Origin of the sequence: Rheinheimera sp. UJ51, assembly GCF_020819615.1 — a bacterium.
Classification (GTDB): domain Bacteria; phylum Pseudomonadota; class Gammaproteobacteria; order Enterobacterales; family Alteromonadaceae; genus Alishewanella; species Alishewanella maricola.
The window spans coordinates 152,156-164,256 of the sequence record NZ_JAJHOG010000008.1 but is presented as its reverse complement, the minus strand read 5'-3'; the positions used below and the strand labels follow the sequence as shown (position 1 = coordinate 164,256).

Here is a 12,101-nt window from a genome sequence, read left to right as displayed (position 1 = left end):
GGCGTCCTACTTCTTACTACCTGGACGCCGAGAGCGATGTTATCCTCGCTGCCTAAAGTCGAGTAAGCAGAAATACCCTGTCCGAAAGAAAAATGCCGGCCAGCTTAACTGACCGGCATTAGCGACTGGCGCGGTTTTTTTAAAACGAAAACGTAGGTAATGTTTATACACCATCCGTCATAAAACGAATGGCGGCAGCAATTTCATCATCAGAACAAGTGGTACAGGTGCCTTTAGCTGGCATGTTACGAATGCCTTCAATAGAGTGCTTTAATAACACATCAAAACCTTGCTCTAAACGCGGCTTCCAATCAGCAGATTGATGTTTTGGTGCATCAAGTGCACCCGTGCCATGACAGGCAAAACAGGCAGATTGATAAACTTGCTCGCCACTGCGTGGACCTGTTGCCGCGGCAGCCGCAGCTGGGGTAGCACCAGCAACATAAACCTGACCTACTGGCGCAATGCGTTTTGCAATAGCGTCGGCATCAGAGGTTGCGCTCGCGTGGACGCCGATGGTAATCAGCAGCAAACTTACTGCAACTGTCAATTTATTCATAGTGTTGATCCCATACTGAAAGCCATAAGTAATTGCTGGCATTATAGCCTGCATCTAATCCGAAACGGAAGAGCTTAGGCAGATTGTTAGTGCAGCGCATTGCATTGCCATGTGTAAACTTTTAGCCGCGACACCGCCGCAAAGGCTTATGCTTATTGCTTTATGCCAAAAGGCGCAGCAAAACGGTTTTTTTAAAGCGAAATTTTTTAAAAAAGAGGCTAGGCAAACCCGGTTATTGTGATAGTCTGTTCGACCTGCTTGATGAGGATATTTGGCACCCAGGAAGAATTCGGGCCAGGCAGTAAAGCGTTTTCCACATTACGCAATGCAAAAAAATAAGAATAACGGCACTTTCAGTTTCCCCGTTTAGTTAAATAAAAACAAACACTTAAAACACTACCATTAACATTCTGCCTCAAGCAGGATGACATTTTCCTATGGGTTTTGCACAAAGTTATCCACAGCTTACTCTCTTTTTAACGCAGCAAAGTCAATCGGTTCAGCTGGTGGTAGGGGGATGGCTGTGGCATGCTATTACGCATCAGCTTTGCAGGAATTATTATCATGGTCTACATCCCCAAAAACCCGTTAATTTTGGTTGACGGATCCTCCTATTTATTTCGGGCTTATCATTCACCACCGCACTTAACCAATTCAAAAGGCGAAGCCACTGGCGCTATTTATGGTGTGGTGAACATGCTTAAAAGCTTGTTAAAACAATATCAGCCCAGCGAAATGGCCGTGGTGTTTGATGCGAAAGGCCCAACGTTTCGTAATGAAATGTATCAAGAGTACAAAGCACATCGCCCGCCGATGCCTGATGACCTACGCAGCCAAATTGCCCCGTTACATCTGATCATCGAAGCCATGGGTCTGCCTTTACTTTGTATTAGCGGCGTAGAAGCTGATGATGTTATCGGTACTATTGCCCGTCAAGCTAGCGCTGCGGGGCGTCATACGTTGATTTCAACCGGTGACAAAGATATGGCGCAGCTGGTAGACGAACATGTCACCTTAATTAACACGATGAACAATACGTTGCTCGACCCTATCTCGGTTAAAGAGAAATTTGGCGTCGGTCCGGAGTTGATTATCGATTATCTCGCGCTGATGGGCGACAAAGTTGATAACATTCCTGGTTTGCCTGGTGTCGGTGAAAAAACAGCCGCAGCCTTATTGCAAGGGCTGGGCTCAATTGAACACATTTATCAACAGCTTGATCAAGTTGCCACACTGACCTTTCGTGGTGCCAAAAATATGGCTGCTAAGTTGGCAGAACATAAAGCACAACTGGCGTTGTCTTACCAACTGGCCACGATTAAATGTGATGTCGAATTACCCTATCAACTCACCGATTTACAGATCCGTCCCACAGACAAGCAACAGCTAAGCGAGCTGTACCGACAATGCGAATTTAAACGCTGGTTAGCCGAGATCCTCAGTGACAGTGACACGAACACCTCGGGCACGTCGCAGCAACTCGAAAATGCCACTACTACTCACACAGCGACAGAACACACAGCCGATGAACCCGTCAGGCAAGTGATTGATCGCAGTCAGTATCAAACGGTGCTGACCGAACAACAATTTACTGCATTGCTTCAAGAAATAAACCAAGCAGAATTAACCGCTTTTGATACGGAAACCACCAGCTTAGATTATATGCAGGCGGAATTGGTTGGTTTATCTTTTGCCACGGCAGCAGGAAAAGCATGGTATCTGCCTTTAGCGCATGATTATTTAGGCGCGCCAGCGCAACTCGATCGCCAGTGGGTTTTAGCACAACTGCAGCCTTGGCTGGAAGATGACAACAAAGCCAAGGTTGGCCAAAACTTAAAATACGATCAAAGCGTGTTAGCGCGTTATCAATTAACCTTACGGGGTATCCGCTTTGATACCATGTTGGAATCTTATGTGCTTAACTCGGTAGCGGGCCGTCACGATATGGATTCGCTTGCGCTGAAGTATTTAGGTCATAACACTATTAGCTTTACTGATTTAGCCGGTAAAGGGGCTAAGCAGCTGACGTTTAATCAAATTGAACTTGCCCAAGCCGCAGAATATGCCGCTGAAGATGCCGATGTGACACTGCAACTGCATCAAACACTATGGCCACAATTGCAACAAAGTCGTGAGCTGGTCAAGGTGTTTACTGAGATCGAGCTGCCTTTAGTGAACATTTTGTCGACAATAGAGCGCCACGGCGTGCTGATTGATAGCAACTTGTTGGCCAAGCAAAGTGAACAGTTAACTGCCCGTATTAAAGAGCTAGAACACTTGGCTTACGATGCAGCAGGCAAAGAATTTAATCTGGCCTCGCCAAAACAACTGCAAGAGATCCTGTTCGAGCAGATGAAGTTACCGGTATTGAAAAAGACACCGAGTGGCACCCCGTCGACTGCCGAAGAAGTGCTCGCTGAGCTTGCTTTAGAATATGACTTTCCAAAACTGATCACTGAGCATCGTGGTTTAAGTAAGTTACGCTCTACTTATACCGATAAACTGCCGAAGATGGTGAATCCCGCTACGGGGCGCGTGCACACCTCCTATCATCAGGCGGTAGCCGCCACCGGTCGCTTGAGCTCTACAGAACCGAATTTACAAAATATTCCGATCCGTACCGAAGAAGGCCGACGCATCCGCCAAGCCTTTATTGCCCCTGCTGGTAAATGCATCCTGGCCATCGATTACTCGCAAATCGAATTACGGATTATGGCGCACCTATCGCAAGATAAGGCCTTATTGGATGCCTTTGCTAATGGTCTTGATGTGCATAAAGCCACCGCTGCTGAAGTGTTTGCCATTAGCTTAGATGAAGTGACTAGCGAGCAGCGCCGCCGCGCCAAGGCCGTGAACTTTGGGCTCATTTATGGCATGTCTGCTTTTGGTTTAGCCAAACAACTGGGTATTGCTCGCCATGAAGCACAGCATTATGTTGACCGCTATTTTGAGCGTTTCCCTGGTGTACTGGATTATATGGAGCGCACGCGAAAGCAAGCACATGATCAAGGCTATGTTGAAACATTGTTTGGTCGCCGCTTATATTTGCCTGACATTAATGCCCGCAATATGGGTAGGCAAAAGGGCGCCGAACGTGCGGCCATTAATGCCCCCATGCAAGGCACCGCAGCCGACATTATCAAATTAGCCATGATCAAGGTAGCGGCGTGGTTGGAACAACACGATAACAACGCTGTGCAAATGATTATGCAGGTGCACGATGAATTGGTGTTTGAAGTGGCAGAGCAAGAGGTTGAGCGCGTTGCTGCCGAGTTAAAAACCTTGCTAGCCAGTGCCGCATCATTAGATGTGCCCCTTTTAGCAGAAGCCGGTTATGGTAAAAACTGGGATGAAGCACATTAAATTTCGTTGTTAATAAAGGTAATTTAATTACATAAACCCGAAAGCAAGCGCTTACATTTATAGTTTTGTAGTTTAATTACAGTTTTTGCTTGCAATAGTGCAAAAATTAGCTAAAATTTGCGCTGTAGGGTACAGAGGTAAGATATTCTATCTTTCGCTTCAGTATGTTTTTACTATTGAAGATCAGAAAGTAGGCTTTATTAGCCGCCCCGCTGCTTGCAGCGGGGCGTTTTTTTTGCTGCAAAAGTCAGAATGATGATTACGAAAGGCTTATTCACTTGGCATGTAGCGGTAAGATAACGCGTATCTTTGCTATCAGGCGAGTCAGGCGTTAAAATTTTAGAGTAAATACTTCAAACTGCATCAGTTGGGTGTTATGATCAACACGTCTTAACAGTAAGACATCCTGTTGATTGAATTTATATAGCTTCTCCCCTGCTTGCTATAACCGACCCCCTTGGGTCGGTTTTTTTATGCCGCGTTATCGTCGTTAAACCACTGATCTAGCGTTTGTTCTAATTCGGGTAAACCAAACTTATTTAACGAGCTAAAAGCCTGTACCTTAACATCACCCATAAAGGCCATGGCCGCATCACGTACTTCCAGCACAATTTTATTCCGAGCACCAGGCCCCAGTTTATCGGCCTTAGTCAGTAAAATCAGCACCGGTAATTGGCTTTGCACCGCCCAATGAATGAGCTGCTGATCCAAATCTTTTAACGGATGACGAATATCCATTAATACCACTAAGCCTTTTAGACTTTGCCGTTTTTCTAAATACTCAGACAGTGACTTCTGCCATTTTTCTTTTACAGCTAAAGGCACTTTGGCAAAACCATAACCGGGTAAGTCGATTAATCTTTTATGCTCGGCCAACGTAAAGGTATTAATCAGCTGAGTACGACCTGGCGTTTTACTGGTTCTGGCCAAAGCATTTTGGCGTGTTAAAGTATTTAATGCGCTGGATTTACCGGCATTTGAACGTCCGGCAAAGGCAACTTCGATGCCGTTGTCTGCGGGTAATGCCTTAATATCCGGGGCGCTGGTAAGAAAACGTGTTTGTTGATAATTTAATTTAATAGACGACACAGCCTGCTCCGGCGGTTAATTTGTGGCTATTGTAGCGGATCAAGGGAGCAGTAAGAAGCATTTGCCGTGCTTTTGACCATAGTATGGGATTTTACTTTGGGCAGTTTCGTGTAAAATAGCTAAAAATTCACCTTAATGTTATTCATTGCTGCCAGCAAGCTGGCTTTTGAATGCGGACTGAGACGGATCAAACATGAAAAAAATCATACTTCCTCTGGCGCTGTTATTCGGTTTAGTCGGTACAGCTCATGCTTTTGACGGTGACGCCGAAGCAGGCAAAGCAAAATCTGCCACTTGTGCGGCTTGCCATGGTCCTGACGGTAACAGCGTTGTGACCATTTATCCTAAATTAGCAGGTCAACACGCTGAATATTTATATAAACAGTTAACCGATTATAAGTTAGGTATGACCACTGGCGGGAAAGAAGGTCGTGCTAATGCCATCATGTACGGAATGGTTGCTGCATTATCTGATCAAGATATGCAAGATTTAGCCGCTTACTTCTCTTCTCAGCGCATTACATCTGGCACCACCCCAGAAGAAGTGATCGAAGTAGGTCAAAAGCTGTATCGTGGCGGTGATGCCGATCGCGGTATTCCAGCTTGTATCGCCTGTCATGGTCCACGTGGCGCAGGTACTAGCTTAGCGGGTTTCCCAAGAATTGGCTTCCAGAACGCAGACTATGTTAAAGCCACTTTACAAGAATTTCGTGCTGGCACTCGTGCTAACGACATGAACGGCATGATGCGTGATGTGGCCAAAAAGCTGACTGACGATGATATTAAAATTCTGTCGCAATACTTAGGCGGCTTACACTAATACTTAGTAATTAGAAAAAACCGGCGAAAAAGCCGGTTTTTTTTATGCCGCTCTGTGAGAAATATCTTACAAAGCATGTAAGACATCATCTATAGTTGAATTTTAATTGAACTATTCCAACTTTCTACACTTAACTTAAACCACTGAAAAATAATACGATATAGACTAAAGTCTAATTTTTTTCAGGTTTTTTATACTCAAGCGCTTGTTATCTGATTAGATCGGAGTAAATTAACTCTATCGCCGTTAGCGGTAAAACAACAGGGAATTTAGGTTAAGGAAGCCGCATGCACATTATGTGCGCTGTGTTTAAAGATGCTCAGATGGTGTTACGCGTGAACCACGCGCAAGGAAGATTACGAAAGCATTAGGAAGATCATAAATAAGAAAACTTTTGCACGGACAGCAAACAATAATATAGGGATAATTTGCAACACGGTGTTGACTGCGCATCAGGATGAATTGCATCATTCCAAAGGTGTGTCCACCTCTAGGCACGAATAAACAGGGCGATAAGTTAATCTTATCGCCCTTTGTTTTGGATGTAATATGCAACAATCAATCTGCCCATTATGCGGCCATGCTGATACCCATCGCTATAACGCCCAACTGCACCCCCCATACTGGCAATGTCAGCGTTGCGCCTTGGTGTTTTTAGACCGGCAGCACCTACTCACTGCCGAACAAGAAAAACAACACTATTTGCTACACAACAATGATCTGAACGATGCGGGTTATCGGCTATTTCTGAATAAATTGGCCGCGCCCTTACTGCAAACCTTGGGCAATACCACGAAAAGTGGCTTAGACTTTGGATGCGGTCCCGGCCCGTTGCTAGCCAATATGTTACAGGAAGCCGGTCATCAGATGCAGGTTTGGGATCCCTTCTTTGCCAATGACCCCGCCCCGTTAGAGCAGCAATACGATTTTATCAGCTGCACCGAAGCGATTGAGCACTTTGTCGATCCGCTTAACGAGTGGCAATTATGGCTACAACTGTTAAAGCCGGCAGGGGTGCTCGCGATTATGACCAAATGTTATCCAACCGCAGAGGCGTTCAGCAATTGGTATTATCGACGAGATCCGACACATATTAGTTTCTTTAGTCAGGCCACATTTCGTTGGTTAGCAGCACAATATCAGCTTAAGGTGGCATTTCCAGCGAATGATGTGGTGATCTTCAGCAAAGCTGGGTAAAATGATCGGTCTTTTTACAGGTAGCAAAATACTATGACGCGTCAAAAAAAATCCCGCAATGCTGGCAACAATGGCCAACGCCATTTACCTGCCAGTGAGATCCGCAAAACCCGAGAAACCAAAGAAGAGACCAAGAAGAAAGGCTCTGGCCTGAAATCGGGTACTCGTAACAGCATGCAACAAAGTAAAGATGCACAAGCTGAAGCGAACAAAGCCAAAAAAGATCCGCGAATTGGTAGCAAAAAACCTATCGCGTTAATCGCTGAGCCTACTTTGGTTGAGCAGATGCCCAACGTGGTCAGTGCCATACCCAAAGCACAGTTAAAAGCGGTTAAAGCTGAAACACTGACACCAGAGCAAGAGTTGGCCAGTATCGAAGCCGATGAGCGCCTACAAGCCCTATTAGAGCGCGTTGAGCAAGACGAAGTATTAACCGGCAAAGATGCAAAATACTTTAATAGCAAAACGGCACGCTTAAGTGAGCTGTTACAGTTATTAGGCTTAGATGACGCCGATGACGAAGCAACGCGCAACGATAGCGCAGACGAAGAAGAAGATCCATTAGCGCGTTTTGAGCGTACCGACTGGCGTAAAACTTTGCTAGGCGATGAGGATTAAGCGTGACGTTATTATGGGCAAGTATGTTGGTGTTAGGTGTGGTCATTATTGCCGTACTGGCTTTTTATGCCGGTAAGTTATTGTGGCAGGTCAAGTTACAAACCCAGCGCCAACAACTCGAGCAACAGCAACTCGAGCAGAAGCAGCAAGAGAAAAAACGCTACCTGCATGAAAGTATCGTGTTGATTAGCCGAGCAATGCTGGAGCAACAATGCGAGTTTTCCGAGGGCGCATTACGCCTTTGGGTGCTACTCGATCATTGGCCCGAAGAAGATAAGCCGGATCCCGTTGTGCACTATCCGGCTTTGCATAAGATGTATTTGGTGGTTCGTGATATGCCGACACATCAAGCCCGAAAAGAGCAAGATAAAAAGCTTACGAAACAACAAGATAAAATTCGCCAACAAGCAGAAATCGACCTTAAAAGCGAGATTGAAGCTGACGTTAGCAAATTATTAGCAAGATTTCAGCAGGCCTAAGCCTGCTGCAATTTACTGATTACTGCTTATATACTTGCCCTGCTTTCATCACAAAACTGACGTTTTGCATCAGCTTGATATCCTGCAGCGGATCGCCTGCAACAGCAATGATATCGGCAATCTTACCAGCTTTAATCGAGCCAAGCTCTTGCTCAACGCCAAGTAATTTCGCGCCTTCAATCGTTGCACTATGAATCGCCGTTAACGCCGGCATACCGGCTTCGGTCATATAAACAAACTCTAGCCAATTATCGCCATGCGCGCCGACACCCGCATCAGTACCAAAAGCAATATTCACCCCAGCTTTATAGGCCCGAGCAAAAGTTTGCTGAATGAGTGGCCCGATGGTGGCGGCTTTAGGCCGAACAATTTCAGGGAAGAAACCGTCAATTTGCGCTTTATTTTGCACCCATTTACCGGCACTGATCGTCGGCACATAATAGGTACCGTGTTTTTTCATCAGGGCAATGGTGTCTTTATCCATGTAAGTACCATGCTCAATCGAATCCACCCCAGCAATAATCGCTCGCTCCATCCCTTCTTTACCATGAGCATGCACAGCGACTTTCATGCCGTAATCTTTCGCGGTTTGCACCACAGCAGCTAACTCTTCAACGGTAAATTGTGGATTCATACCACTTTTTGCGACACTTAATACCCCGCCGGTTGCGGTGATTTTAATCAGATCTGAGCCTTCTTTATAACGCTGACGAACCGCTTGCTGGGCTTGAACCGGGCCATTTAGCACCCCATCAGTAGGGCCTGGGTTGCCCAATAACGCATTGGCTAAACCGTTGGTAGGATCAGCGTGTCCACCGGTGGTGGCTAATGATTTACCTGCAGCAAAAATACGCGGCCCTTTAACGTAACCTTGAGCAATCGCTTTGCGCAGCGCGATACTCACCTGATGGCTATCGCCCAACTCACGTACTGTTGTAAACCCGGCCATTAAGGTTTTTTCAGCAAACGCCGCGCCGCGAAGGGCAAAATCGGCTTCATTTAAACGGCTCCAGTCACTGTACGAGGTCGCACTTAATTGCGTTGAAAAATGCGTATGCATATCCATCAAACCCGGCATAACCGTGTGATTGCGTAAATCCACCACAGTCGCCTCCGCACCAGGCTGTTGGTAACCGGCAACGATGGCGCTAATTTTATCGTCAACGACAATGATGGTTTGTGTTGTTAAAGGCTGTTTATCTTCAGCAGTAATCAATTTACCGGCGTGAATATAGGTTGTTGCAGCCTGTAAGGCCGATGGCATAGCACAAAGTGTCGCCAGTGCCAGTAGAGAGAGTCTTATCATGGTTATTATCCTCTTAACATTATTAGCTTGTTGCCCTGTCATTGAAACTATGGGCTGCTGGGCCAAACCAAGCAATGCGCTTGCGGTATCTAGCCAGAATATGCGATTAACCGCTCGACTCGTCGCTATTCGCCAGTTCAGCTAACACAAAATCAACACCGCCACTGTTAATCAGCCAACGGGTTTGCTTACCCTCAGTGACCATCTTGGCTTCTTGCAATAATTGATAATATAAGTTGCGATGTAATCTGGCGGATAACCCCCGCCACAACTGCAAGTAAGGTAATTGCTGCCCGGCATAATGTTGGATCTGTAAAGGATAAGCCGCACTGAGTGGCACAGCATCTTCAATGTTAGTGGTTAGCCATAACTCCGGGCCTGAGACAGCCTGTTGCCAATGACTTTGCGTTACTAAAAAAGGCACGTCGGCCACCTGGATGCGGACTTTTTCAGCCGGTGTTTGTAGAAAATAGTCGTTATCCTGCTTGAGTAAAACCGACGCGAATAAACGTACTAAGGCCGGTCTTTGAATAGGGCTATCTTGATATAACCACTGGCCATCGGCAGTAATTAACAACGGCAAATCACCACAAAAGGGGGGATCCCAGCTTTCAACTGGCGCTAAGTTAGGTTGGCTGAGTTGCTGTTGTAACTGAGATAAATCCATACCAAAAGGATCCATTGGCGTGCTAATTAAACTGCAGTATAGCTGGGCAACACTGAGAAAGTAAGGTAATGACAAAGGCAGGAAAAGAAGTGGGGTGACTGATGGGGCTCGAACCCACGACAACCGGAATCACAATCCGGGGCTCTACCAACTGAGCTACAATCACCGCCGAGGTGGCTATTTTAACCAAAAACCTCGCATGGCTCCAAGCTCTTTTTTGTAATTTGTCATCTAAGGGTATAAGGCTTTATGGTATGATCGTCAGCGTTTGCTGAGGTTTCCGGATTTACCGTCAGCAACACGCATAGTTTAGAAACCTCATCACACACCCTGCTAAAAAATTCAAAGGAGTGTTACATGGAACAAATCAACGAGTTATTCCAACAAAACCATGAGGTTTTACTCGGGTATTTATTACAGCTTGTCGCTGCTATCGTCATCTTTTATGTAGGCCGCATCATTGCTCGCGGTATCAAACGATTAATTGAAAAAGGCTTGTTATCACGCAGTATTGATAAGGCCGTTGTTTCTTTCTTAAGCAGCATTGTGTATGCCATTTTAATTATTGCCACAACCTTGATGGCACTGTCGCAAGTTGGCGTGCAAACGACTTCGTTTATCGCTATTTTAGGTGCTGCCGGTTTAGCGATTGGTTTAGCATTACAAGGCTCTCTGGCTAACTTTGCCTCTGGTGTGTTGATTATTCTTTTCCGCCCATTTAAATCAGGTGACTTTATTGATGCCGGTGGTATTTCCGGTACTGTAGATAAAATTGAAATCTTCCAAACCACCATGAAAACGCCCGATAACAAACGCGTTATCGTGCCCAATGCCAAAATCACCGGTAGCCATATCACTAACTTTTCTGCTGAGGCCACGCGCCGTGTCGACTTAGTGATCGGTATCAGCTATGACGCTGATTTATTAAAAGCGAAAAACCTACTGCAAGACATCATCAAAAATGATGAGCGAGTTTTGGCTGAGCCTGCGCCCAATATCCGTGTCTCTGAATTAGCCGACTCTTCAGTCAACATTATTGTGCGCCCTTGGGTGAATAGTGCTGATTACTGGGGAGTGTATTGGGATACGCTTGAAAAAGTAAAATTGACCTTTGATGAACACGGTATTGGTATTCCCTTCCCGCAAATGGACGTTCATCTTAAACAAGAAACAAAGGAGTAAGCATGAAATTATTCACTGTAGCCGCAACGTTAAGTGTCTTATTTGCGGGTGCCGCGCAAGCTCAAGCGCCAGAGAAAGAGCAAAAGATGTGGAAAACCTCAGCAGAGCTTGGCGCCATTACCACTACAGGTAATACAGCAGGTACGTCTATTACCGGTAAAATCGATGCCAGACAAGAGCTAGAAGAATGGAGCAATCAGTATATTTTCAGCGCTTTCTTTAAAGAAGATGAAAAAATCGATGCTGATGGTAACAGAGAGAAAGAGCGGTCAGCGCAGCGCTATCTGGTATCCGCGAAAGGGGCTTACAAAATCGGTGATGAACACGATAATTTGTTTGTGTTAGGTTCGTATACCGATGATAAATTTGGTGCTTACACTAAATACACCACCATCGCCGCCGGTTACGGTACCCGTCTAATGGATCTGGAAAACCAGACGCTGGATGTGGAAATCGGTCCGGGTTATTACAACGCCCGCCGCTCTACTGACGAAACAGAAAATGGCTTGCTGGCCCGTGGTGCTGCGGAATTTAAATGGACCATCAGTGAATCTGCCGCTTTCTCGCAAACACTCAGCGTCGAAATCAGTAACGATAATACGCGGACTATTGCCGAAACCGCACTCAGTGCCAGAGTGAATGGTGCTATGCAGATGAAAGCCGCCTTTTTGGTACAAAATGACTCTGATGTCACTGCCGATAAAAAGAGTACCGACACGCAAACCTCATTAACCTTGGTTTACGCGTTCTAAGTACACCTATTACACAGCGGCTTCGTGCCGCTGTGTGCTTTATTTACCTTAATTCGCAACAAAAAGCGT

11 protein-coding genes and 1 tRNA gene are annotated in these 12,101 nt (G+C 45.8%); 7 read left to right on the top strand and 5 right to left on the bottom strand.

All coding sequences use genetic code 11. The features are described from left to right. Positions 1 to 163: 163 nt before the first annotated feature. Positions 164 to 559, bottom strand: coding sequence for a c-type cytochrome (locus LMJ53_RS11825; protein WP_229586258.1), 396 nt, complete (start codon positions 557 to 559; stop codon positions 164 to 166). 564 nt (positions 560 to 1,123) lie between these two features. Here LMJ53_RS11825 and polA point away from each other — a divergent pair. Beyond that, positions 1,124 to 3,922, top strand: a complete 2,799-nt coding sequence (polA, locus tag LMJ53_RS11820) for a DNA polymerase I (RefSeq protein ID WP_229586256.1) — start codon at positions 1,124 to 1,126, stop codon at positions 3,920 to 3,922. A gap of 471 nt (positions 3,923 to 4,393) precedes the next feature. Here the strand turns inward: polA and yihA are convergent, their stop codons facing one another. After that, complete coding sequence (gene yihA, locus LMJ53_RS11815) at positions 4,394 to 5,011, bottom strand: ribosome biogenesis GTP-binding protein YihA/YsxC (protein WP_420778857.1); 618 nt, start codon at positions 5,009 to 5,011, stop codon at positions 4,394 to 4,396. Between the two features lie 193 nt (positions 5,012 to 5,204). Between yihA and LMJ53_RS11810 the strand changes: the two genes are divergently transcribed. The 4 genes from LMJ53_RS11810 to LMJ53_RS11795 all read left to right on the top strand — a co-directional run bounded on the left by LMJ53_RS11810 (position 5,205) and on the right by LMJ53_RS11795 (position 8,125). Further along, positions 5,205 to 5,831: a c-type cytochrome gene (locus LMJ53_RS11810; RefSeq protein WP_229586254.1), complete on the top strand. Its 627-nt coding sequence runs from the start codon at positions 5,205 to 5,207 to the stop codon at positions 5,829 to 5,831. A gap of 549 nt (positions 5,832 to 6,380) precedes the next feature. Next, complete coding sequence (locus LMJ53_RS11805; RefSeq protein WP_229586252.1) at positions 6,381 to 7,028, top strand: class I SAM-dependent methyltransferase; 648 nt, start codon at positions 6,381 to 6,383, stop codon at positions 7,026 to 7,028. A 33-nt stretch (positions 7,029 to 7,061) separates the two neighbouring features. Continuing rightward, positions 7,062 to 7,646: a Der GTPase-activating protein YihI gene (gene yihI, locus LMJ53_RS11800; protein WP_229586251.1), complete on the top strand. Its 585-nt coding sequence runs from the start codon at positions 7,062 to 7,064 to the stop codon at positions 7,644 to 7,646. 2 nt (positions 7,647 to 7,648) lie between these two features. Then, a complete protein-coding gene (locus tag LMJ53_RS11795; RefSeq protein WP_229586250.1) occupies positions 7,649 to 8,125 on the top strand; it encodes a DUF2489 domain-containing protein in 477 nt (158 codons plus the stop codon). A gap of 19 nt (positions 8,126 to 8,144) precedes the next feature. Here LMJ53_RS11795 and LMJ53_RS11790 read toward each other — a convergent pair whose 3' ends face one another. The 3 genes from LMJ53_RS11790 to LMJ53_RS11780 all read right to left on the bottom strand — a co-directional run bounded on the left by LMJ53_RS11790 (position 8,145) and on the right by LMJ53_RS11780 (position 10,264). Next, complete coding sequence (locus LMJ53_RS11790) at positions 8,145 to 9,431, bottom strand: metal-dependent hydrolase family protein (RefSeq protein ID WP_229586249.1); 1,287 nt, start codon at positions 9,429 to 9,431, stop codon at positions 8,145 to 8,147. Between the two features lie 106 nt (positions 9,432 to 9,537). Beyond that, positions 9,538 to 10,098, bottom strand: coding sequence for a DUF1285 domain-containing protein (locus LMJ53_RS11785; protein WP_229586248.1), 561 nt, complete (start codon positions 10,096 to 10,098; stop codon positions 9,538 to 9,540). Between the two features lie 90 nt (positions 10,099 to 10,188). After that, positions 10,189 to 10,264 (bottom strand) — tRNA-His (locus LMJ53_RS11780). A gap of 191 nt (positions 10,265 to 10,455) precedes the next feature. Here LMJ53_RS11780 and LMJ53_RS11775 point away from each other — a divergent pair. Continuing rightward, positions 10,456 to 11,280 carry a mechanosensitive ion channel domain-containing protein gene (locus tag LMJ53_RS11775; protein WP_229586247.1) on the top strand — a complete coding sequence of 275 codons (825 nt, stop codon included), beginning with the start codon at positions 10,456 to 10,458 and terminating at the stop codon, positions 11,278 to 11,280. A gap of 2 nt (positions 11,281 to 11,282) precedes the next feature. Then, complete coding sequence (locus LMJ53_RS11770; protein WP_229586246.1) at positions 11,283 to 12,032, top strand: DUF481 domain-containing protein; 750 nt, start codon at positions 11,283 to 11,285, stop codon at positions 12,030 to 12,032. Positions 12,033 to 12,101 lie beyond the last annotated feature (69 nt).